The organism is Desulforamulus profundi (assembly GCF_002607855.1).
The window spans coordinates 40,665-63,470 of record NZ_AWQQ01000024.1 but is presented as its reverse complement, the minus strand read 5'-3'; the positions used below and the strand labels follow the sequence as shown (position 1 = coordinate 63,470).

The 22,806-nt window shown below is 52.8% G+C and carries 22 protein-coding genes and 1 pseudogene; 6 read left to right on the top strand and 17 right to left on the bottom strand.

All coding sequences use genetic code 11. The features are described from left to right. Positions 1 to 3 precede the first annotated feature (3 nt). The 3 genes from P378_RS03525 to P378_RS03515 all read right to left on the bottom strand — a co-directional run bounded on the left by P378_RS03525 (position 4) and on the right by P378_RS03515 (position 2,111). Complete coding sequence (locus P378_RS03525) at positions 4 to 1,218, bottom strand: ATP-dependent helicase (protein ID WP_180260960.1); 1,215 nt, start codon at positions 1,216 to 1,218, stop codon at positions 4 to 6. 144 nt (positions 1,219 to 1,362) lie between these two features. Beyond that, positions 1,363 to 1,743 carry a UvrD-helicase domain-containing protein gene (locus P378_RS03520; protein WP_274378633.1) on the bottom strand — a complete coding sequence of 127 codons (381 nt, stop codon included), beginning with the start codon at positions 1,741 to 1,743 and terminating at the stop codon, positions 1,363 to 1,365. A 107-nt stretch (positions 1,744 to 1,850) separates the two neighbouring features. Further along, entirely contained in the window at positions 1,851 to 2,111 is a 261-nt protein-coding gene (locus tag P378_RS03515) for a hypothetical protein (RefSeq protein WP_099082295.1), read from the bottom strand. A gap of 232 nt (positions 2,112 to 2,343) precedes the next feature. Between P378_RS03515 and P378_RS20020 the strand changes: the two genes are divergently transcribed. The 6 genes from P378_RS20020 to P378_RS03495 all read left to right on the top strand — a co-directional run bounded on the left by P378_RS20020 (position 2,344) and on the right by P378_RS03495 (position 6,067). Further along, positions 2,344 to 2,526, top strand: coding sequence for a hypothetical protein (locus P378_RS20020; protein ID WP_207653989.1), 183 nt, complete (start codon positions 2,344 to 2,346; stop codon positions 2,524 to 2,526). A 38-nt stretch (positions 2,527 to 2,564) separates the two neighbouring features. Next, positions 2,565 to 3,359, top strand: a complete 795-nt coding sequence (locus P378_RS20015; protein ID WP_207653988.1) for an AAA family ATPase — start codon at positions 2,565 to 2,567, stop codon at positions 3,357 to 3,359. Positions 3,360 to 3,493: 134 nt separating this feature from the next. Next, positions 3,494 to 3,808, top strand: a complete 315-nt coding sequence (locus P378_RS20010) for a hypothetical protein (RefSeq protein WP_207653987.1) — start codon at positions 3,494 to 3,496, stop codon at positions 3,806 to 3,808. 13 nt (positions 3,809 to 3,821) lie between these two features. Then, complete coding sequence (locus tag P378_RS03505; protein ID WP_099082294.1) at positions 3,822 to 4,997, top strand: hypothetical protein; 1,176 nt, start codon at positions 3,822 to 3,824, stop codon at positions 4,995 to 4,997. A 20-nt stretch (positions 4,998 to 5,017) separates the two neighbouring features. Continuing rightward, positions 5,018 to 5,284 (top strand): hypothetical protein, encoded by a 267-nt coding sequence (locus P378_RS03500; RefSeq protein ID WP_099082293.1) that lies wholly within the window; start codon positions 5,018 to 5,020, stop codon positions 5,282 to 5,284. A gap of 276 nt (positions 5,285 to 5,560) precedes the next feature. Then, complete coding sequence (locus P378_RS03495; protein WP_099082292.1) at positions 5,561 to 6,067, top strand: DUF6642 family protein; 507 nt, start codon at positions 5,561 to 5,563, stop codon at positions 6,065 to 6,067. Between the two features lie 280 nt (positions 6,068 to 6,347). On the opposite strand, the gene P378_RS23970 is transcribed toward P378_RS03495, so the two are convergent. The 14 genes and pseudogenes from P378_RS23970 to ilvN form a co-directional block, all read right to left on the bottom strand. After that, the gene (locus P378_RS23970; RefSeq protein ID WP_420795969.1) at positions 6,348 to 6,944 is read right to left on the bottom strand and encodes an SIS domain-containing protein; all 597 of its coding nucleotides are present in this window, start codon (positions 6,942 to 6,944) and stop codon (positions 6,348 to 6,350) included. A 42-nt stretch (positions 6,945 to 6,986) separates the two neighbouring features. Next, positions 6,987 to 8,175, bottom strand: a pseudogene (gene glmS / locus P378_RS03490) (glutamine--fructose-6-phosphate transaminase (isomerizing)); the annotation flags it as partial. Between the two features lie 389 nt (positions 8,176 to 8,564). Beyond that, positions 8,565 to 9,899, bottom strand: a complete 1,335-nt coding sequence (gene glmM, locus P378_RS03485) for a phosphoglucosamine mutase (RefSeq protein ID WP_099082291.1) — start codon at positions 9,897 to 9,899, stop codon at positions 8,565 to 8,567. Between the two features lie 186 nt (positions 9,900 to 10,085). Then, positions 10,086 to 11,063: a CdaR family protein gene (locus tag P378_RS03480; protein ID WP_099082290.1), complete on the bottom strand. Its 978-nt coding sequence runs from the start codon at positions 11,061 to 11,063 to the stop codon at positions 10,086 to 10,088. After that, on the bottom strand, positions 11,060 to 11,884 hold the full coding sequence (gene cdaA / locus P378_RS03475) for a diadenylate cyclase CdaA (protein ID WP_099082289.1): 825 nt from the start codon (positions 11,882 to 11,884) through the stop codon (positions 11,060 to 11,062). The genes P378_RS03480 and cdaA overlap by 4 nt, the downstream gene beginning before the upstream one ends. A gap of 178 nt (positions 11,885 to 12,062) precedes the next feature. Beyond that, entirely contained in the window at positions 12,063 to 13,106 is a 1,044-nt protein-coding gene (locus P378_RS03470) for a CapA family protein (protein WP_180260958.1), read from the bottom strand. A gap of 245 nt (positions 13,107 to 13,351) precedes the next feature. Then, positions 13,352 to 14,938, bottom strand: a complete 1,587-nt coding sequence (gene cimA / locus P378_RS03465) for a citramalate synthase (protein WP_099082287.1) — start codon at positions 14,936 to 14,938, stop codon at positions 13,352 to 13,354. A 143-nt stretch (positions 14,939 to 15,081) separates the two neighbouring features. Next, on the bottom strand, positions 15,082 to 16,152 hold the full coding sequence (gene leuB, locus P378_RS03460; RefSeq protein WP_099082286.1) for a 3-isopropylmalate dehydrogenase: 1,071 nt from the start codon (positions 16,150 to 16,152) through the stop codon (positions 15,082 to 15,084). Next, the gene (gene leuD, locus P378_RS03455) at positions 16,145 to 16,645 is read right to left on the bottom strand and encodes a 3-isopropylmalate dehydratase small subunit (protein ID WP_099082285.1); all 501 of its coding nucleotides are present in this window, start codon (positions 16,643 to 16,645) and stop codon (positions 16,145 to 16,147) included. Before leuD ends, leuB begins: the two co-directional genes overlap by 8 nt. Continuing rightward, complete coding sequence (leuC, locus tag P378_RS03450) at positions 16,646 to 17,908, bottom strand: 3-isopropylmalate dehydratase large subunit (protein ID WP_099082284.1); 1,263 nt, start codon at positions 17,906 to 17,908, stop codon at positions 16,646 to 16,648. A 31-nt stretch (positions 17,909 to 17,939) separates the two neighbouring features. Then, on the bottom strand, positions 17,940 to 19,457 hold the full coding sequence (locus P378_RS03445) for a 2-isopropylmalate synthase (RefSeq protein WP_099082283.1): 1,518 nt from the start codon (positions 19,455 to 19,457) through the stop codon (positions 17,940 to 17,942). Positions 19,458 to 19,477: 20 nt separating this feature from the next. Then, the gene (gene ilvB, locus P378_RS03440; protein WP_099082282.1) at positions 19,478 to 21,148 is read right to left on the bottom strand and encodes a biosynthetic-type acetolactate synthase large subunit; all 1,671 of its coding nucleotides are present in this window, start codon (positions 21,146 to 21,148) and stop codon (positions 19,478 to 19,480) included. 139 nt (positions 21,149 to 21,287) lie between these two features. Then, positions 21,288 to 22,280 (bottom strand): ketol-acid reductoisomerase, encoded by a 993-nt coding sequence (ilvC, locus tag P378_RS03435; protein WP_099082281.1) that lies wholly within the window; start codon positions 22,278 to 22,280, stop codon positions 21,288 to 21,290. Between the two features lies 1 nt (position 22,281). Then, positions 22,282 to 22,794 (bottom strand): acetolactate synthase small subunit, encoded by a 513-nt coding sequence (ilvN, locus tag P378_RS03430; RefSeq protein WP_099082280.1) that lies wholly within the window; start codon positions 22,792 to 22,794, stop codon positions 22,282 to 22,284. Between the last annotated feature and the right edge of the window lie 12 nt (positions 22,795 to 22,806).

Sequence of the window (22,806 nt, the reverse complement as noted above, 5' to 3'; positions counted from 1 at the left end):
CAATCAGGTATACCCTTTTAACTCCAACCCTTTAGCGGAATGCATAGTGGTGAGCGTTACGGCGTTACTGTCTTGATTATATTTTGAGTCACCCATTAGCTTCTCCAGTTCTTTTAAACGGAAGGCAAACTCTTGGTGAGTTTCTAAACCGACGGCAATATACTCCAGCGTGGCTAATATACCTTTAACATTGTCGAAGGAGTATCCTAAATTATTGCATATCCTTTCTGCACTTTCTTCATACTTTAATTTTTCCCTAATAAAGCGGATGGCCTGGTGGGGAGAAAGCTTGTTTAACTGGTTAAAATACCTCTGTAGTCTTAAGAACCCCTGTGCTTTTTTGCTGGCGTCCCCATGAATCTTTGCCAGGTTAACAAAACTAGAGACATCCGCATCCGCCCTTTTTAAAAGCTCTAGATCATTTTTAGAGATAAAGGGGTTCAGTTTGATGTGAATCTTCTCTAATACGGCAATATTTTTATCGTTATAGGAAAAGCGCAGATAGTTTAATACATCCTCAACCACCCAATGAGCAAAAAAACGATTCTTGAAATCCCTGAGGTAGAAGGGAATACCGTGTTTGTCCAGTTTATTAATGAGACCAATGGCCGAAGCGTTATTGCGATAGATGATGGCAACGGATGATAGATCATCTGTCCTGGCTAATTGCTGAACAAGATAATCCCATTGCTCTTGCTCAGTTTTGAACTTGCTGATTTGTATGGGCTTGTTTTTGGCATTATGGGTAAACATATCTTTTTCATAACGCTTTTTATTGGTCTTAATGAACTGGTTTGTTATCTTAACAATATCTTCTGATGACCGAAAATTTTCTGTCATGGCTATAATTTTCGCATTGGGATAGGTTTTCTTAAACTCCAGCAGATATTGCGGTGCCGCTCCACGGAACCCATAAATAGCCTGATCCTCGTCGCCCACAACAAATAAATTGCACTGAGGTTTGGCTATTTTTTCAATAATTTTGTGCTGAATCAAAGATGTATCCTGGCTCTCGTCCGTCAAAATGTACCGATATTGTTTTTGATAGAAATTTAAGATTCCCGGTTCCCTTTCTAAAATATCATGGGCCAGGGTCAGCATGTCATCAAAATCTAATAGGATGGTTGGCGCATAACTTTTTCTCTTGTATTCTTCATAGGAGAGATAAATTTCTTTAAAATGATTTATTTTAAAATCTATCGTTTCCAGATTCTCCACTGGTATCATGGTATTTTTACATAACCAATGGCATTGGCCAATTCTTCCAGCTTTTCTTCGGATACAACGGTTGCATTATGCTTTTGGTAGAGACTTTTTAAAACCGCACCTTTACTAGTGACCCCTTGTTCATTTTCAATGAGCTTATACGGCCGCCCCTGGCGCCGCAAATAATCCGGTAACCACCTGAAAGGCAAAACTATGGATGGTGGAAAAACGAACCGGCTGAGAAATCACCCGGCCAAACAGGTTTTGGAACCTGGTTTCCATATCCCTGGCTGATGCCCTACTGAAGGTAAGGGACAGAATCTGATGGGGGTTAATTTTGTGTTCTAAGATTAGATAAGCGATGTGTAAATTTAAGACAGTGGTTTTACCCGCCCCAGGTGTGGCTAAGAGAAGTAACGGGCCTTCTTTATGGAGCACGGCCTCCCGCTGGCTCCTATTTAAAACAATTCCGGTCTCTTTCCTTACCCATGCTAGAAAAGGATGCTCTGAAGCCGGGGATCGTTTTGCATAATCCACTGTCCGAAACACCTCTTACAAAATGATAAATATCTAACACCTTTCAATATTATAGTTAAAATGCCACGATTAAAACAGTGGCATAACGACTCGCCAGGCATACTTCTTTATATTTCCACACTTTGCAGTTTCTCGTAAACTTTAGGTAGCATAAGTTCTATCAGGGCATTGGCAAATTGTTCATCATCGAGTATTTTCATAAAGAATTTTTCATTCTGGCTCATCCTATCCACCACTTTACCCATAAATGACTTTTGAAAAGCATAGCGGAAATCCATGGGGGTTTTGGCCGCAAAATCGGTGGTAACTTTTCCCGTTTTCATAAGAAACCGGAAAAAGGCCCTCAGGGAGCAGATATTTTGTTCCACGGTTTTGTAGGTATATCCTGCCAGGGTTTTGATTTAGTTGTTGATATAGTCAATAGTCATCCCATTACAGGATGTAATGCTCTGCGCTGTTAGGTAATCCATGAACGCTGATGACTGTTTGCCATAGTGGTTTTTTGTTACTGAAAAACAAATTTCGACAAGAAATGAATCATTTCTATGTTAAGATTTTTGATAAAAATAGAATTAAGACTTTAGAGTGAGGAGTTAACTTTTGAATCAATTAATTAATCTTATTTACCAAACACAAAATGAAAACTGGGCTGGTCAGGCTAAGCATGCTTTTGAAGAGCTGTTTGGAGCCAATGGAGGACGTTATCCCGATAAGGCAAGAAAAGTTGTAACTCTTCGCGCCCCGGAATTTAAGGGGGATCAGGTGTTCCGTTTGCAGCACTGATTCATCCTTCAAACCCCGATTCCGGTGCGTATGGTGGTATGAGTTTTGTTATTTTTCCCGTACCGGATGCCCCTAGTCTGATTGCCATGGTTATAGGAACCCAGGGGCTAAGCCCTGATGAGGAGATCCTTGGACGACCCGGTCATGGAAGAAAGGTGGCCGCCATTTGCAACTGGCTTAATAAAAAATATGGTAATGGAAAAATGGTTGCCTGGGCCAAGCAGGACCCGGTAAGGATAGATTTGGATATCCCTGACAATATTAAGAGACTGTTTCCAGAGTACCAGTCCATTTTTGAACGTTATGGTAGGGTGTTATATGGTATCTTTGTACCAAACGGTGATACTAAAGCCACAACTAGCGCACTGAAAGCGTTTATGGATTTAATGTTTGAGGAACGTGGTATCTACCCATTGAAATCTTTTGCTAGTGAATGGGAAGAGATACGTTCGGAATATTTTTCTCATTTAATGCCTGACATTTCGCTTGAAAAAGTACAGGAGATACTTCAAGAACGGCGGTTTGTTGTATTACAAGGGCCGCCAGGAACAGGCAAAACAAGATTGGCCCTACAGATTTTAAATAATACTTATAAAGGAAAGGGGAAATCCATACAATTTCATCCCAATACGACATATGAGAACTTTATTGGAGGACTTGCCCCGGAGAAAACAACCGATGGGATGGGATTTAGATTTACTCCTCAAATGGGTCACTTAATGACTGCAGCGAAGGAAGCAATAGAAAATCCAAATGAGCCCTATTTACTCCATATAGATGAAATTAACAGGCTGATCTGGCTAAGGTTCTCGGAGAAGCAATTTTCCTCCTAGAATATCAGTCGAATGAAAAAAGACAATTAGAATTACCATATAATTTTGGAAAACCCTTTGGTAATACATTTTGGTTGCCGGATAACTTACATATCATAGGTACTATGAACAGTGCGGATCGAAGTATTGCTATTGTGGATGTGGCGGTGCGGAGGCGTTTTGCCTTCGTAAAGCTGTGGCCGCAGATGGAAGTGGTACAGCATATAGCTGGGCCATTGATGCAAAAGGCGTTTATGGAATTGGTAAGCATTTTTGTTGAACACGCAGGTGAAGACGCGTTGGCCCTTGTTCCAGGACATTCGTATTTTTTACAAAAGGACGATAATAAAGCACCGCAACAACTAAGGGTAAATCTTGCCCCCCTGTTAGAAGAATATTTGAGCCAAGGATATGTTGCTGGTTTTTCTGACCATATCCGAGCTTACCTTCAGTGGATAGAGAGTCTGTAGGAGAGTAAGTTAGATGAATCGTCGTAGAATCTTTGTCAAAGCACCTCTATTACCGATTAAACCCGGAGAATCTCCTTGCTTAGAGGTTGTTGATTCTTCTACTATCCGTCTCCCGGCTGATTTTTTATTAAAAGGCCAAAAACCTAGAGATCCTCAACCGCAGGTGGCACGTTTAGGTAATCAATTCATCCAGCAAAATCGTGGCATTTTAGGGAATTTTGGAATTACTGCAAACATTCATTATGACGGGAGTTCCGTTGATCTGATCTTAAATACGGGCACAAGGATAGGAGCATTTCCGCTTTTATCTCCCACTTCAGGGAAGCCAGATTACGGGATTATTATTAAACCACGTTTTGATTGGTCGGGTATTGGCCCTATGTTATGTAAAATGGGTTGGAAAGTAACACCTTTTCCCCTACAACTACCTTTACTCCCACGTTCAGATAGAAAAATACCTCCGTGGGTGTTATCAACAACAATCCTCCTGCGCATCAAAGAAATGCTGGATAGGCTTGAAAGGAGATTGAACTTTACCGAATCAGACCTACCTGCGCCTCGTGGAAGTATTAAGTGGCCACAATATTTTACCAATCTGGCTCATGCACACTTTTTACAAGTTCCCTGTAGGTACCCCGACCTAAGGGATGATAATAATTTAAAAGCGGCGATCCATTTTACTTTACGAAAACAGCTAGCTAGTCTGGAAACTCAGAGAGCCGCAGGATATTTTGTTCTTCAACTGATTGATCTATGCCATTCTTTACTTAAACGAGTATCTAGTGTGACACCTAAAAGACCTAATTCATTGAATTTTAGTGCGTGGCAACGGGGAAACCTTCAAACAAGGGTTTTTAGGGATGGATTACAGGCAATGGAGTGGACTATAGATGATAGAGGGCTTGCAGGGCTTGGAGATTTACAAGGACTGCCCTGGATTCTGTCGATGGAAGAATTTTTTGAGGCTTGGATAGAAACTGTTGCAGGGGAGCTTACCAAAAGAATAGGAGGTATTCTACGGGTTGGTCGCAAAAGGGAAACAGTCGCACCGCTTGTATGGAATCCTTCTTATGTTGGTTCCCAAAAATATTTATTGCCAGATTTAGTCCTCGAACGGGCAGCCTCAGATGGGAATGGAATAGAAACCATTATTTTTGACGCGAAGTATAAAGGTCACTGGAAGATTTAAATGTAAACCGGTGGGGTAATTTGGATGAAGAATTGAGAGAGCGTCACCGAGCAGATCTACTTCAGGTATTAGCTTATTCCACACTATCAGACGCCAACAGAATCATTAGTTGCTTAGTATACCCCTGCAGGAAACAAACATGGCAATCCTTGAGAAAAAGAGGAATGGTTTATCACCATGCTTCTCTTAATGCAGGAAAAAGAAACATAATATTGGTCCTAACAGCTATCCCGATGGAAGCCAAAATGGAAGAAGTTATTGAAACTTTAGCTGCAGCTGTCACATAGGTAGATTCAGGATATAGCCAATTCTTCATCAAAGCAGTAAAAATCCCGGGGTTTCATCGTGCTTGGCTGAGATAAACCGCTTGGAGCGCATTGGATCCAGTGAGCGAACTAGGTGGCGTACCAGAGTGGATTTTCCGCATAAACCTGTCTTCTCCATACTTCCCTCCGTAGTGACCTTTCATTGCTAGGCCTTAGAAGATAATTTACGCCCTTTTTAAAGGAGAAAATTTAGGATGAAATTTATTTTTTGTATAGAGTCCGATTGGGAAGGAACCCATGTTGCAATGTATTAAAGGTATTTATCCTACTAAGGTAAAGTACATATTCAGAACTGCAAACACAGTTGCTGAATTTAAATATTGTCTTAAAAAGTTGAAACAGATAAACAAAGCTAATGATGACTTTTGTGTACTATTTTTATGTGGTCATGGTGAACCAGGTAAGATACATTTTGGTGAAGACTCATTAAGTTTGGAACAACTCGCAGAGGCTTCAATGCAAATTAAAGAAAACCTATTTTCCGGGCATCTAATTCATTTTGATTCATGCTCGGTCGTTAAAGGTACTGAGAACCGCATCAAAAAATTTATGAAGCTTACCGGTGCATCATATGTGACCGGATTTAGAGATGATGTCGATTTCATTGAATCACTTGCCTTTGAGATGATTTTTATTGATTTCTTAAGTAATCATAAGAATATTGAGGAGGCCATAAAAGATTTTTCAGCAGTACACTCTTCACTCTGTGAAAAGCTGAAATTTAGGATAATTAGCAGTCTTTAATAAAAAACGACGTTGGTTATAAAAGCCATTAGCAAATTGGCTTAGAATTGCACCCCAAGTTCGAAAATTTAACCATATAGACCCACATGCCGCTGACGCGGCACCAGCAGAAGGATGAAAAATTATATTTTCAGGATAGTTCCCAAACCAAAAAGAAGCCACCCCGTCTAATTGGGGTGACTATTTGGGGTGGCATACTATCATTTGTAAAGGTGTAAAGGGACTAACTGTCATTTGTTGTTACATATAAAAGTATTTTTTATATGTAACGTTTTATTTCTTACTCCACCGTCACGCTCTTCGCCAAATTCCTCGGTTTATCAACATCACAACCACGATACACGGCCATATAATACGCCAGCAGTTGCAGCGGAATTACCGTCAGAATCGGTGCCAGGACCTGGTGGGTCTTGGGGATATACAGCACCTGGTCGGCTACTTTTTCCACTTCGGTGTGGCCTGCCATGGCCAGGGCAATGACGGAAGCGTCTCTGGCTTTGACTTCTTTGATGTTGCTGACCATTTTTTCAAACAGGCTCTGCTGGGTGGCCAGGGCGATGACCGGGATGTTTTCCACGATCAGGGCCAGGGTGCCGTGTTTGAGTTCGCCGGCGGCGTAGGCTTCGGCGTGGATGTAGGAGATCTCCTTCAGTTTCAGAGAACCTTCCAGAGCTACGGCATAGTCCAGGCCGCGGCCGATGAAAAAGGTGTCTTCAGCTTTGTGGTACTGCTTGGCAAATTCTTTAATGGGCTCCACGTTGTCCAGGACTTCCTGGGCTTTGGCGTAGATGGACTTCAGTTCACCCAGGATTTCCTTGATGTTGCCGGCGGCCAGGGTGTTGCGTTCCTGGGCCAGGTAGAGGGCCAGGAGGTACATGGCAACCAGCTGGGTGGTGTAGGCCTTGGTGGATGCCACGGAAATTTCCGGGCCGGCCCAGGTGTAGATGATGTCGTCTGCCTCCCGGGCCACTGAGCTGGCGATCACGTTGGTAATGGCCACCACTCTGGCGCCGCGGCGGCGGGCTTCCCGGAGCTGCCAGGGTGTCGGCGGTTTCACCGGACTGACTGACGACCACCACCAAGGTATCTTTATCCACCAGGGGGTCGCGGTAGCGGAATTCGGAGGCAATATCCACCTCGACGGGAATCCGCACCAGCTGCTCGATGACGTATTTGCCCACCAAACCTGCGTGGTAAGCGGTGCCGCAGGCGGTAACGATGATTCTTTTGATCCCCTTGATTTGTTCAGGGGTCATTTTGATTTCGTCCAGGACGACTTTATCACAGGCATGGGAAATGCGTCCCTTCAGGGTATCCCGGAGCGCCCGGGGCTGTTCGAAGATTTCTTTGAGCATAAAGTGGTCGTAGCCGCCCTTTTCTGCTTCTTCGGCGTCCCAGGTGACTTCGAAGATTTCCTTTTCCACCACTTTGCCGGTGACATCCCGGATGATGACCTGGTCGGCTTTCAGTTCCACCACATCGCCGTCATTCAGCAGGTAGCACCGGCGGGTGTGTTTGAGCAGGGCCGGGATGTCTGAGGCCAGCAGGTTCTCTCCCTGGCCCAGGCCGACTACCAGGGGCATATCCTGGCGTACGGCGATGATGCGGCCGGGTTGGTCCACCGAGATGGTCATGATGGCGTAGGAACCTTCCAGGTGGGAGACGGTCTTTTGGACCGCTTCAATTAAATCCCCTTTGTAGAAATGCTCGATCAGGTGGGGGATGACTTCGGTATCGGTCTCGGATTTAAAGACATGGCCCATGGAAGAGAGCCATTCCCGCAGCTGCAGGTAGTTTTCGATAATGCCGTTGTGCACCACGGCGATTTTGCCGTCGTTGGAGGTATGGGGATGCGCGTTGACGTCGTTGGGACGCCCGTGGGTGGCCCAGCGGGTATGGCCGATGCCGATGGTGGCGCCTACTTCTCTGCCGCTCAAGGCCTTTTCCAGTTCGGCCAGGCGTCCCATTTTTTTCTCAATTTTCAAGCCGTCCTTATCCAGGACTGCCACGCCGGATGAATCGTACCCTCTATATTCAAGTTTCTTTAAGCCTTCAAGAATAATAGGTGTTGCGGGCCTGCTGCCCACATAGCCGACGACTCCACACATAGATGTCGACCTCCTTAAAAATTTATGCCGCGGCCATACCGGCCACGGCTTCTTTTTTACTGTGTAATTTTCCCCGGTAAAGGCAATAGCATACCGGGGCGTGAAACATCTTCAAAATGCCGCCTGTTGGTCACCTGTAGTCTTTGGTCCGGGAGTTGCCTCCTGGTTTTGTTCTACGCTGCGGCCGTGACCGGGCCGGAGGGCATCCGCCGAATGATCGATACTCCCTCTCCTCGTCAACCCTGAAGGACCAGGGTTCTGGCGCTTGTTTTTTATTTAGTTGTCTTAAAGTGCCCGGTGGTATCACCCCCCTTTGTCAGTCGTCGGTCGTCAGACGTCGGACGTCGGGTGTGTATGAGGGTTACTAAGTTATATTATGCGGGCAGCAGTTAAATGCTGCCCACAATTTTAGCCATTTTGTCGACGATGGACTGCAGTTCGTCCATGTCCTTGCCTTCCACCATCACCCGCACCAGGGGTTCGGTGCCGGAGGGGCGCACCAGGATGCGTCCCTGACCGGCCAGGTCCCGCTCAAAACGGCGGATGGCTTCGGTCATGATGGGGCTGTTCATGACGGCGGTTTTATCCTGCACCCTGACGTTCTTAAGAATCTGGGGGTATTTCTCCATCTGTCCCGCCAGCTGGGCCAGGGATTTGCCGGTTTCTTTCATCACGGCTAACAGCTGCAATGCTGTTATTATACCATCTCCGGTGGTGTTGTGCTCAAGAAAAATAATGTGGCCGGACTGTTCGCCGCCAAAACGGGCACCGGTTTCCAGCAGTTTTTCCAGCACATAGCGGTCGCCCACTTTGGTTTCCACCACGTTGATATCGCTTTTTTCCAGGGCCTTGTGCAGACCCAGGTTGCTCATGACGGTGACCACGGCGGTGTTTTTGCGCAGCTTGCCCTTGGATTTCAAATGCTTGGCGCAGAGCACCATGATCTGGTCGCCGTCCACCAGGCTGCCTGTGTGGTCCACGGCAAGCACCCGGTCGGCGTCCCCGTCGTGGGCCAGGCCCAGGTCGGCGCCCTGTTTGACAACCTCTTCCATTAGCGCCTGCGGGTGGGTGGAGCCGCAGTTGGCGTTGATGTTGACCCCGTCGGGCAGGTGGAAGATGGGAATGACTTCCGCACCCAGTTCGGACAGCACCCTGGGGGCTACCCGGTAGGCCGCCCCGTTGGCGCAGTCCACCACGATTTTTAGGCCCTTCAGGTCGGTGGAGATGGTGCCTTTGGCATACTCCACGTACTGGTCCAGGGCGTCTTCCACCCTGTACAGGCGGCCCAGGTCGCCGCCGGTGGGTTTGGGCAGTTCCGCTGCCGGCTCCAGGGCCAGCTTTTCAATTTGGGCTTCCAGTTCGTCCGGCAGCTTGTAGCCGCTGGGGCCGAAGAACTTGATACCGTTATCCTCAACGGGGTTATGGGAGGCGGAAATAACCACCCCTGCCCCCGCTCCTAGTTTTCTGGTTAAATAGGCAATGGCCGGAGTGGGTAACACTCCTACCTTGTAAACATCCACGCCAACTGAACAAATGCCGGCTGCCAGTGCCGCTTCCAGCATATCTCCGGAAATTCTGGTATCCCGACCAATGATCACTTTCCCGGGGTGACCCTGCCTGGTCAATACATGGGCCCCAGCCCGCCCCAACCGGCAGGCCAGTTCGGCAGTCAGGTCTGTATTGGCCACTCCGCGCACTCCGTCGGTGCCAAATAGTTTCGCCATTATACGTTCATTTCCCCCTTATCCTTCGAGGAAGCTCTTGATAAAAACCAAAGCTATTATATCGCTCAACAGTTTTGTATGTCAATTTTTTAACATATTATGAAAGGGACTTGTCCTTTGTTTTTGTCCAGGGCTGTGAAAATTACAGTCACCCGGCCTCAATTTCCTGAGGCCGGGCTTCTTAGCTTATGGCTGCTTATTCTGATCCGGAGAACCGGCGTTCTCCCGGGGTGTTTCCGGCGGTTCCTGGGGCACTGGCTGCTGCTTGGGCTTCACTTGAACCGCCAGTTCCACTTTACCCGGTACAATATCCACCACCCCTTGGGGCAGCAGCAGCCGCGCTTCCTTCAACACGTTATCGGAGATGCCGTCGATGCGGATGGTTTCGGTGCTGATGCTTTCCAGGTTGTTCAGGACCTCAACCGGCGCGTAAACCTGTACGGTGGCCGGCTGGGGGATGACCCGCAGCACTTGGTAGGTATCCGCCGGGCTGCCTGTATAGCGAGGCACCACCGGCAGCGACCGGGAAGGCAGGGCGCGGGTGACGGGCACCAGCACTTTCACCCGGTCCGGGGAAGATGTAACCCCCGGCGGCAGGGGGATCATCAACTGCTGCTCCACATTCTGGTTGGTGCCTGTAATGTCAACGGTGAGTTCCACGCTTCTCAGGTCCTTGAGGACCCGGGCCGGACCCCGTACCAGGACAGCGGTGGGCTGCACCACGGGTTCCAGCGCGGTATGGCCGCTCAACGGTTCCCCTTTCACCACCACGGCAAGGGGCAGCTGTTTTTGGATCACCCTCTCCACCGTGAGGGTCACCCGGGTGGGGTTTACCTGCACCACCTGCAGTCCGCTGGGGGCGGTGACCTGGACGGGCCTGGTGGTTTCGCCTTCCGTGATGTTGGTTAAGTCCACAACGGCCTGAAAATCCGCCGGCCTGATGCCGGACAACTGGGCGTTTTTCCCCTGTACCCGCACCGCCACGCTCTTGGGCAGGCCGCTCAGGGTTAAGCCCTGGGACAGTTCTCCCCGGGTCTCTACGGTGACTCTGAACTCCTGCTCTTTTACCGGGTTCTGCACGTTATTGACATACACCCACAGTAAAATGGCCAGCAGCACCGAGAGCAGCATCATGGAGTTGTTGCTCCACTTCAGCCGGATCATTGCTCGTTCCTCCTAAATACCCCGCTCAAGGAACTGTGGTTTTTTTGCTCCAGGGCTTCGGTTAATTTTTGTTTCAGGGTAGATTCGTCCAGCATGCGGTCGATGGACCCGTCCATGGCCAGGGAAATGGCACCGGTTTCTTCGGATACGATGACCGCCACCGCATCGGAAACCTCGGAAATCCCGATACCGGCCCGGTGCCGGGTGCCTAACTCCTTGCTTAAGTAGGGGTTTTCCGACAGGGGCAGGAAACAGGCGGCGGCAGCCACCCGGTCTCCCCGGATGATGACGGCCCCGTCATGCAGGGGGGTGTTGGGTATAAAGACATTCACCAGAAATTCGGCGGTGACAATGCCGTCGATTTTAACGCCGGAGTCGATGTATTCTTCCAGGCCGGTGACTCTTTCGATGATGAGGAGGGCTCCCATTTTGTTTTTGGTCAGCACCTGGACCGCCCGCACCACCTCATTAATCATACGGCTCCTGTCTGCTTCTTTGAGGGTGTTAATGGTCCTGGCAAAAAATTTTCCCCGCCCCAGGGTTTCCAGTGCCCGCCGCAGTTCGGGCTGGAACACGATGGGCAGAGCCACCACCAGGGCGGTCATAACCTGCTGCAGCAGCCAGTTGATGGTGTGCAGGTGCAGCCAGCTGCTGGCGGTGGTGGCCACCAGGAGCACCACCAACCCTTTGATCAGCTGCACCGCTCTGGTCCCCTGAATAATCCGCATGAAGCGGTAAAAGACAAAGGTGACCAGCAGGATGTCAAAGATGCTGGTGATATTTAAAATGTCAAGGTTCAGCGCCTTGAGTTGTTCCAGCAACCGGCACTCCCCCCATTTTTAGATATTTGTAGTATTTCTCAAATAGACGCACCAATCCAACAATACGTTTCACATACTTTTTTCGATACGAATTGACATTTAACCTTCTAATTATTATAAGGAATATTTTCACTTTTGGTATAGAGAAAAAATAAGATTGGGTCCAAAGTCCCAATCCTTATTTTGCTGGCAGATAGGCTTTTCCTTCATTATTAAATTGCGTGCCAAAGGGTTTACAGAGGAACTGCAGCCGGATGATTTCTCCCACCCTGGCTTCCCCGGTGAGGACTTGCGGCCGGCCCCAGTCCAACCGGGTGGGTATTACCTGCAGGTCCCTGGCCCCGTCTCTGTCCATGTTCACCAGGGCTATGGCGCCGGAACTGGCTTTCATACTGCTGGAGGTAAAAATAAAGTTGCCCATACTGTAGAAGATGGGTTTTTTGTTGTACACCGCCACCCCCTGCAGGCAGTGGGAATGGTGGCCCAGGATGACATCCGCCCCGCTGTCCACCATGGCTTTGGCCAGCCGGGTCTGATCGCCGGCCGGGTAGTCGGCCAGTTCTTTGCCCCAGTGGACGGAGACAACCAGCACATCTACCTGAGAGTTCGCCTGTTTGATGGTCTCCAGCACCTTTTGGGTGTCCCAGCCGTTGGCCACGCCGGGATAGTTTGGGCCTGCCACCCACCCCGGGTACGGGATCACCCGGCTGAAGGAGAGCACGCCGATTTTAAGACCGTTGCATTCCTTGACGGCCGGCGCAAGGGCTTCGTCTGCATTGCAGCCGGCACCGGTGCGGGCGATGCCGTACTGGTCCAGGTTGTCCAGGGTTTCGCTTAAGGCGCTTGCACCGTAGTCCAGAATGTGGTTATTGGCCAGGGTGAGGATGTCGATGCCGGCATTGACTGCGCCCTGCAGGGTTTCCGGTCTGGCCCGGAAGGTAAAGCTCTTGCCTTGGACGGGTGTACCGGTCACACCGGCGGGGGATTCCAAATTGCCCACAGCCACATCCGCAGCGCTTAGTATGTCCTTAACACCGGTCCAGGGGTAATCCACGCCCTGTCTTTTGATTTCTGTGCCCACCCAGGAGTCCAGCAGGATGTCTCCCACCAGCGCCAGGGTTACCTGCCCGGGTGGTTCCGGCACAGCGGGCTGCTGCGGGGCCGGCGGTGTATCCGGGGCGCTGCTTTCCGGGGGCGGCGGCGGGATGGCGGAAGCCTCCACCGTTTCTGCCGTCTGAGATGAGAGGGTGATGGCCAGGCTGTGTAAAGTAAAACGCCGATCAGTATTTTAAGAAATCCTTTGCAGGTTTCGTTCTTCACTTTACGAGTCCTCCTTAAGTTTGAACGCAATCACTCCCTTCATATATATGAATGCCCGGAAAGGGTTAGACTAATAATTTTCAGACAAATTTGGGCAAAAAAGAAGAAGACCCGTAAAAAATCTTCCGGATCTTCTTTGCCTTGACATTATAGCTTATGTTCTTTCAGCAAGCCGTAGGCCATACTGTCCGCCAGGGCCTGCCAGCTGGCCTCGATGATGTTGGTGGAGACGCCCACTGTGCCCCAGGTCTTTTTGCCGTTGCCGGTTTCAATTAAGACACGGACCTGGGCTTCGGTGCCGGCCTTTTCCTGCAGCACCCGGACTTTGTAGTCCAGCAGCCGCAGGGCGGCCACTTCGGGATAAAAGGTTTCCAGGGCCTTGCGCAGGGCGTTGTCCAGGGCATTCACCGGCCCGTTTCCTTCGGCGGCGGTGTGCACCACCTCTTCCCCCACTCTCAGCTTGATGACCGCTTCGGAGTGAATGGGCTGCCCCTCCCACATTTGCAGGATAAGCCGCATGCTCTCCAGTTGGAAGGGTTCCCGGTAACCGTTCAGGGCCTTGCGCAGCATCAGTTCCAGGGAGCCCTCTGCCGCTTCAAACTGGTAGCCGCAGTGCTCCAGGTTTTTCAACTGGTCCAGCACCTGCCGGCCCTCGGGGCTGCTCTTGTCTAAATGAAGCTCCTTGTATTTATACAGGAGGTTGGAGATGCCCGCCAGCTCGGACATCAGCACCCGCCGGGTGTTGCCCACCAGCGCCGGGTCCAGGTGCTCGTAGGTGCCCGGTTCCTTCATGAGGGCGCTGACGTGGATGCCTCCCTTGTGGGCAAAGGCGCTCTCTCCCACATAGGGCTGGTTGGCGGCGGGGTTTAAGTTGGCCAGTTCGTAAACATAGCGGGAAAGCTCCGTCAGGTAGACCAGGTTTTCCCGGGGGATGGTGGGGCAGCCCAGTTTAAAGGTGAGGTTGGGGATGATAGAGCAGAGATTGGCGTTGCCGCACCGCTCTCCCAGCCCGTTGACGGTGCCCTGCACCTGGGTTGCCCCGGCCTGGACGGCCATCAGGGAATTGGCCACCGCCATTTCCCCGTCGTTATGGGCGTGGATGCCCAGTTCCACATCGGGCAGTTCTTCCCTCACCCGGGTTACGGCCTGGAATACTTCCAGGGGCAGGCTGCCACCGTTGGTATCGCAGAGGATCACCGCGTCGGCACCGCCCTGCACCGCTGCCTTTACAACCTCCAGCGCGTACCCGGCATTGGCCTTATAGCCGTCGAAGAAATGCTCCCCGTCGAAGAAAACTGTTAGGCCGTGGCTCTTGAGATAGGCCACGGATTCCCGCACCATGCGCAAATTCTCTTCCAGGGTGGTGTTTAACGCCCGGGTGACATGGAAGTCCCAGGCTTTGCCGAAGATGGTGGCCACTTTGACCCCTGCTTCCAGCAGGCGGTTCAGGTTGGCGTCCCGGGCGGGTTCCACGCCGGGGCGGCAGGTGCTGCCAAAGGCGGTGACCACCGCGTGCTTCAAGGTGTATTGTTGAATGCGGTTAAAGAATTCCATGTCTTTGGGGTTGGAGCCGGGCCAGCCCCCTTCGATATAATGGAAGCCCATTTCATCCAGCCGCAGGGCAATTTTAATTTTATCCTCCGCCGAGAGGCTGACTCCCTCCCCCTGGGTGCCGTCCCGCAGGGTGGTATCGTAAATTTTGATTAGGTTTGCATAATCCCCAATTGCGTTCACCCCATTTTTGTCTCATACTGCTGTTCTTTGGGGTCCAGTTGCTAGCCTTTCGGGTATTCCTTACGGGTCCTGTTGTTGGCCAAAAGCCAATAACAGGACCCCAGAGAAATACAGTATAAGTCTAGCAACTAGACCCCGATGTATTACCCTAAAGCGCTAATGATCGCTTCCGTCATTTCCACCGTGCCCACACGGGTTTTGCCTGGCTGTAGGATGTCGCCGGTGCGGTAGCCCCGGGCCAGGACGCTGTCTACGGCCTGCTCGATGGCGGCTGCTTCGGCTTCCAAGTTGAAGGAGACGCGCAGCATCATGGCGACGGACAGGATGGTGGCGATGGGATTGGCCAGGTTTTGACCGGCGATGTCCGGCGCGGAACCGTGAATGGGTTCGTAAAGGGCCACTTCGCCGCCCAGGCTGGCCGAGGGCAGCATGCCGATGGAGCCGGTGAGCTGGGAAGCCAGGTCGGTTAAGATGTCTCCGAACATGTTCTCGGTCACCATGACATCAAACTGCTTGGGATTGCGCACCAGCTGCATGGCGCAGTTATCCACGTACATGTGGCTCAGTTCCACATCCGGGTACTCTTTGGCCACACTTTCCACCACCTCCCGCCACAGGCGGGAGCTTTCCAGCACGTTGGCCTTATCCACGGACATTAATTTTTTGTTTCTTTTGCGGGCCATCTCAAAGCCCAGCCGGGTCACCCGTTCCACCTCGGCGGTGGTGTACTCCAGGGTTTCCACCGCTTTCTGGCCTCCGCCGGGCAGGTCTTCCCTGCGTTTTTCGCCAAAGTAGAGCCCCCCGGTCAGTTCCCGAATGATCAGGATATCCAGTCCTGACACAAGCTCTTCCTTCAGGGTGGAGGCCTCCGCCAGGGCGGGGTTCACCACCGCCGGGCGCAGGTTGGCATAGAGGCCCAGCTTTTTGCGCAGGGGCAGCAGGGCTCCCCGCTCGGGGCGCAGTTCGGGCTCCAGGTTATCCCACTTGGGTCCGCCCACCGCCCCCAGCAAAATGGCGTCGCTGCTGCGGCAGACCGCCAGGGTTTCCTCCGGCAGCGGGTGGCCGGTGGCGTCGTAAGCGGCTCCCCCGATGAGGGCTGTCTGAAATTGAAACTCCCGGTTGAATTTTTCCCCCACGGCCTGCAGAACCCTGACCGCCTGGGGGACAATTTCCGGCCCGATGCCGTCACCGGGCAATAACGCAATTTTATACACCTTGATTCACCCGTCCTTTTACATAGCTGATGAGTCCGCCGGCATCAATGATTTGCCGCATGAAATCCGGGATGGGCACCGCCTGGTACTCCTTGCCGGTGGTCAGATTGGTGATGGCGCCTGTGGCGGCGTCAACGGTGATAGTATCCCCTTCCTTCAGCTCATCGATAACCTCGGGGCACTCAAAAATGGGCAAACCGATATTAAAGGCGTTGCGGTAAAAAATACGGGCGAAGGATTTAGCCACTACGCAGGAGACCCCGGCAGCCTTAATGGCAATGGGGGCGTGCTCCCGGGAACTGCCGCAGCCGAAGTTCTTGGCGGCTACGATGATGTCGCCGGGCTGTACCTTGGAGGCAAACTGGGGATCGGCATCCTCCATGCAGTGCCGGGCCAGTTCCGCCGGGTCGGAGCTGTTCAGATAGCGGGCGGCGATGATTAAATCGGTATCCACGTCGTTGCCAAATTTCCAAACCTTACCCTGCAGTTTCATTTACAGCACCTCCTCGGGATGGGAAATACGGCCGGTCACGGCGCTGGCCGCTGTGACCGCCGGGTTGGCCAGGTACACTTCACTCTCGGCATGGCCCATACGGCCCACAAAGTTGCGGTTGGTGGTGGCGATGCAGCGCTCCCCTTTGGCCAGGATGCCCATGTGGCCGCCCAGGCAGGGACCACAGGTGGGGGTGCTGACAACCGCACCGGCATCCAGGAAGATTTCAAACAAACCTTCCCGCATGGCCTGGCGGTAAATTTCCTGGGTGCCGGGGATGATAATCAGCCTGACTCGCTTGTTGACTTTCTTGCCTTTGAGAATCTCGGCGGCCAGGCGCAAATCTTCCATACGCCCGTTGGTGCAGGAACCAATGACGGCCTGGTCGATGTCCACCCTGCCGGCTTCACTGACCGGACGGGCATTCTCGGGCAGGTGGGGGAAGGCCACCTGGGGTTCGATCTTGGCAGTGTCAAATTCGTAAACTTCTACATAACTGGCGTCCGGGTCGCTGGTATAGAAGGTGTAGGGTCGTTTGGTCCTACCTTCTACATACTGCCGGGTAATTTCATCGGGCTGGATGATGCCGTTTTTACCCCCGGCTTCGATGGCCATGTTGCACATGGTAAAGCGGCCGTCCATGGAAAGCTGGCTGATGGCTTCGCCGCAGAATTCCATGGCCCGATAGAGGGCGCCGTCCACGCCGATTTTGCCGATGGTGTAAAGGATGAGGTCTTTGCCGCCTACCCATTTGTTAAGCTGGCCGTTAAAGATAAACTTCATGGATTCCGGTACTTTAAACCAGGTTTCTCCCAGGGCCATGGCCGCCGCCAGGTCGGTGCTGCCCACGCCGGTGGCGAAGGCCCCCAGGGCGCCGTAGGTGCAGGTGTGGGAGTCTGCCCCGATGATGACGTCACCGGGTCCCACCAGTCCCTGCTCGGGCAGCAGGCAGTGCTCAATGCCCATGCGGCCCACTTCAAAATAGTTGGTCAGTTCCTGGGTATGGGAGAAGTCCCGCACCAGCTTCGCCTGTTCGGCAGATTTGATGTCCTTGTTGGGGGTGAAATGGTCGGGCACCAGGGCTACTCTGTCTTTGTCCCAAACCCTCTCCAGGCCGATCTTTTCAAATTCTTTGATGGCCACAGGGGCTGTGATATCGTTTGCCAAAACCAGGTCTACCTTGGCGTTGATCAGTTCCCCCGGTTTTACGCTGTCTTTCCCTGCTGCCGCAGCCAGTATCTTTTCTGTGATTGTCATTGGCACGGTTCTTCACCTCGACTTTGCTTATATTTTTTTACCCGATATCATACATCAGTTTATTGACTGCATTTACATAGGCCTTGGCGGAGGCTTCCAGGATGTCGGTGCTGACGCCCCGCCCGATGTAGACCTTTTCGCTTCCTTCGCACTTGAGCTTGACGGTTACGTCACCCAGGGCATCTTTGCCGCCGGTGATGGCGTTGATGGCGTAGTTGACCAGGGTGCAGGAGATGCCTGTGATTTTATCCACGGTGTTGTAGATGGCGTCCACCGGGCCGTCGCCGCAGGCAGCGTCTTCCTTGCGTTCCTCGCCCGCCCGCAGCCCCACGGTGGCCGTGGGCACCACGGTGGTGCCGCTGGAGATGTGGAAGTATTCCAGGGTATAGGTGTCCGGAATTTGCCGGATTTCGTCCTCCACCATGGCCTGCAGGTCTTGATCGGTAATTTCCTTCTTTTTGTCCGCCAGGGACTTGAATCTGGTAAAGGCCAGGTTCAGTTCTTCATCGGTCAAGTTGTAGCCCAGTTCGGCCAGGCGGTCCCGGAAGGCATGGCGGCCGGAGTGTTTGCCCAGCACCAGGTTGCTGGCGGCAATGCCCAGCATTTCCGGGTTCATAATCTCGTAGGTGGTGCGCTCCTTCAGCACACCGTCCTGGTGGATGCCGGACTCGTGGGCAAAGGCGTTCTTGCCAACCACCGCTTTATTGGGCTGCACCGGCATGCCGGTTAACGAGCTGACCAACCGGCTGGTGCGGTAAATCTCCCGGGTGTTGAACCCGGTGGTGAGGCCGTAACGGTCCTTACGGGTGTAGAGGCCCATGACCACCTCTTCCAGGGCGGCGTTGCCGGCCCTTTCGCCGATGCCGTTGACGGTGCCTTCCACCTGGCGGGCGCCGGCGCCCACTGCGGCCAGGGAGTTGGCCACCGCCAGGCCCAGGTCGTCGTGGCAGTGCACGCTGACAACAGCCTTTTCGATGCCGGGCGTCCTTTCCATGACCTGCTTGATAAACAGGGCATACTCCTCCGGCATGGCATAGCCCACGGTGTCCGGTATGTTGATGACCGTGGCCCCGGCTTTAATCACTTCGCCGAAGACCCGGGCCAAATAGTCTACATCCGAGCGGGAGGCATCCTCGGCGGAAAATTCCACATCCGAGGTGTACTTTTTGGCGTGTTTCACCGCCGCCACCGCTGCCTCAACCACCTGGTCCCGGTCCTTGCGCAGCTTGTATTTCAGGTGAATGTCGGAGGTGGCGATAAAGGTATGAATACGGGCCTGCTCCGCATCCCGGAGGGCTTCCCAGGCCACGTCGATATCCTTTAAATTGGCCCGGGCCAAACCTGCTATCGTAACGCCCCGCACTTCCCTGACCACTGCCTGAACAGCGGCAAAATCGCCGGGGGAGGTAATGGGAAAACCAGCTTCAATGATGTCCACGCCCAGGCGGGCCAACTGCCTGGCAATTTGAAGTTTCTCATTAATATTTAAACTGACACCCGGGGACTGCTCGCCGTCCCGCAGGGTGGTATCGAAGATGTAAACCCGGTTGCTCAAACCATTCCCTCCCGTCTCATCTATTCCTGATCCACGGCGTCGCAGATATCTTTACCTGCCAGCACCATGGGCAGTACATTCTCATCGGGGTCGATAGCGCAGTCCACCAGAACCGGACCCGGGTCGCTGAAGGCCTCTGCCAGGGCAGCCTGCAGCTCCTGGTCGGTACGGACGGTGAAGCCCTTAAAACCATAGACCCGGGCCAGGGCCGCAAAGTCCGGCACGAAGGTGAAGTCCACCGCCATGTAGCGTTTTTCGCAGTAAAACTCCTGCAGCTGCCGTACCATGCCCAGCCGCCTGTTGTTCAACACAAAGATCTTCAACGGCAGGCATTGCTCGGCGGCGGTGCCTAACTCATTAAGGGTCATTTGGATGCTGCCGTCACCGGTCACCAGCACCACCGTTTCATCAGGCTTCCCGAACTGGGCGCCGATGGCGCCGGGCAGCCCGAATCCCATGCAGCCCAGACCGCCGGAGGTGACAAATTTCCGGGGCTGTTTAAAGGGAAAGTGCTGGGCCACCCACATCTGGTGCTGGCCCACATCGGTGGCCACAACAACGTCGCCGCCGGTATGCCGGTAAATTTCTTCTATTATATACTGCGGCTTCAGATACTCGCCGCCTTCCCGGTAGCAGGGGGCAAATTCATTCTTCCAGTAGCCCACGGTGTTGGTCCAGGCGGTGTTTTGTTTTTTGTCCAACCGCACCAGCAGGGCCTCCAGAACCTTCTTGGTATCGCCCACAATGGGCAGGTGGGAAATCACATTTTTACTGATTTCCGCCGGATCAATGTCCACATGGATGACCCGCGCTCTGGGGGCAAACCCAGCAATCCTGCCGGTAACCCGGTCGTCAAAACGGGCGCCCAGGGTAATCAACAGGTCACACTCGGTGACCGCCAGGTTGGCGGCTTTGTTGCCGTGCAGCCCCAGCATGCCCAGGAACAGCGGGTGGTCGCCGGGAAAGGCGCCCAGCCCCATCAGGGTGGAGACCACCGGCGCATCGATGGTTTCCGCCAGCCAGACCAGCTCTTCCGAGGCATCGGCGTTCACCACGCCGCCGCCTATGTAAATGACGGGCCGCTGGGCCTGCATAATGAGTTTGGCTGCCTGGTTGATTTGGGCCGTATGGCCCTTGACGGTGGGTTTGTATCCCATCAGTTCCACATCGTCGGGATATTTGAACTGGATGGGGGTGTTTGCCACGTCCCTGGGCAGGTCGATCAACACCGGTCCCGGCCTGCCTGTGCGGGCGATATGAAAGGCCCGTTTGATAATCATGGGCATCATTTTGGGGTCTTTTACCAGGTAATTGTGTTTGGTAATGGGCATGGTGATGCCGGTGATATCCACTTCTTGAAAGGCGTCGGTTCCTACCTGGACGGTGGGAACCTGCCCGGTGATGGCCACCAGCGGAATGGAATCCATATAGGCGTTGGCCAGGCCGGTTACCAGGTTGGTGGCGCCGGGACCGGAGGTGGCCATACAGACCCCCACCCTGCCGGTGGTCCGGGCATAACCGCTGGCCGCATGGGCCGCCCCCTGCTCGTGCCGGGTCAGTATATGCTTAATCTTGCTGTTGTTCAGGGCATCGTACACAGGGAGGATGGCCCCACCGGGATAACCAAAGATTAACTCCACACCCTCCATTTCCAGGCAGCGAACCAACGCTTCGGCACAGGTCATTTCCAAAGCATATCCCTCCCGTTTTGGTCGTTAGTCGTCGGTCGTCGGTCGTCAGTAAAACCATTGGTCATACCGGAAGACCGACAGCCGCCAGCTAACACCTTTATATTTTTATTCCTGACGTCAGACATCCGACGACCGACGTCTACTTCTTGAGCCAGGGCATCATTTTGCGGAGTTCGGCGCCCACCTGTTCAATGGGATGCTCCTGCTCCATTTTGCGGATGGCATTGAACTGGGGGCCTTTTACCTGGTTTTCCAGCATCCAGTTGCGAGCGAAGGTGCCGTCCTGGATCTCTGCCAGCACCTGCCTCATTTCCTCACGGGTTTCTTCGGTAATGATGCGGGGACCTACCATATAGTCGCCGTATTCGGCGGTGTTGCTGACCGAGTACCGCATGCGGGAAAGGCCGCCTTCATAGATGAGATCCACGATTAATTTCAGTTCGTGCAGGCATTCGAAGTACGCCATTTCAGGGGCGTAACCGGCTTCCACCAGGGTATCGAAGCCGGCCTTGATCAGTTCGCTGACGCCGCCGCAGAGGACTGCCTGCTCGCCAAAGAGGTCGGTCTCGGTTTCTTCCCTAAAGGAGGTCTCAAAGACACCGGCTTTGGTGCAGCCGATCCCCTTGGCATAGGCCAGGGCAATGTCTTTGGCTTTGCCGGTGTAATCCTGGTAAACGGCCACCAGCCCGGGAACGCCTTTACCCTCGGCATACATACGTCTTACCAGGTGCCCGGGGCTTTTGGGAGCCACCAAAAAGACATCCACATGCTTGGGGGGCACGATTTGGCCAAAGTGAATGTTAAAACCATGGGAGAACATCAGGGCTTTGCCTTCGCTCAGGTAGGGTTCCACTTCTTCGGCATAAACCCGTCCCTGGATTTCATCGGGGAGCAGGATCTGGATCACATCGGCCTTGGCGCAGGCTTCAGGCACGATGGCCACTTCCAGGCCGTCGGCTTCGGCCTTGGCCCAGCGGGGGCTGTCTTTGCGCAGGCCCACCACCACATCCAAACCGCTATCTCTAAGGCTTTGCGCCTGGGCGTGGCCCTGGCTGCCGTAACCCAGCACGGCAATCTTTTTGCCTTTTAAAAATTCCAAGTTAGCATCTGCATCGTAATAAACCTTTACCATTTTAGTCCTCCTCTTTTGTTCTGTTGATGTTGGTATATTTAGCGCCCCGCAGCATGGCTACTTTACCGGTGCGCACCAATTCCTTGATCCCGAAGGGACGCAGCGCCTCTTCAAAGGCATTGATTTTTTCCTGGTTGCCGGTGCACTCAAGGGTGAGGTTTTTGTGGCCGTAGTCCACGATACTGGCCCGGAAGATCTGGGCAATCTGCATGATTTCTCCCCTGCTGCCGGCATCGGCGCTAACCTTGATTAGAACCAGTTCCCTGTCCACGTGGGCGGATGAAGTAATGTCATTGATTTTGATGACATCCACCAGCTTGTGCAGCTGCTTGCTCACCTGCTCCAGGACCCGCTCATCCCCCTCCACCACGATGGTTATGCGGGAGATGGCCGGGTTGTCGGTGCGGCCCACGGCCAGGCTGTCGATGTTGTATCCCCGCCGGCTGAATAGGCCGGCCACCCGGGTCAGCACGCCCGGGCTGTTTTCCACTAATACTGCCAGTGTATGGTACATCGCGGCACTCCT

Coding starts and splice junctions, on each gene's coding strand:
- ilvC (WP_099082281.1), bottom strand. CDS start 22,280: ATGGTAAAGGTTTATTACGATGCAGATGCTAACTTGGAATTTTTAAAA.
- P378_RS03505 (WP_099082294.1), top strand. CDS start 3,822: ATGAATCGTCGTAGAATCTTTGTCAAAGCACCTCTATTACCGATTAAA.
- P378_RS20015 (WP_207653988.1), top strand. CDS start 2,565: ATGAGTTTTGTTATTTTTCCCGTACCGGATGCCCCTAGTCTGATTGCC.
- ilvN (WP_099082280.1), bottom strand. CDS start 22,794: ATGTACCATACACTGGCAGTATTAGTGGAAAACAGCCCGGGCGTGCTG.
- glmM (WP_099082291.1), bottom strand. CDS start 9,899: ATGGCGAAACTATTTGGCACCGACGGAGTGCGCGGAGTGGCCAATACA.
- P378_RS03495 (WP_099082292.1), top strand. CDS start 5,561: ATGTTGCAATGTATTAAAGGTATTTATCCTACTAAGGTAAAGTACATA.
- P378_RS03480 (WP_099082290.1), bottom strand. CDS start 11,063: ATGATCCGGCTGAAGTGGAGCAACAACTCCATGATGCTGCTCTCGGTG.
- leuD (WP_099082285.1), bottom strand. CDS start 16,645: ATGAAACTGCAGGGTAAGGTTTGGAAATTTGGCAACGACGTGGATACC.
- P378_RS23970 (WP_420795969.1), bottom strand. CDS start 6,944: ATGTACCTCCTGGCCCTCTACCTGGCCCAGGAACGCAACACCCTGGCC.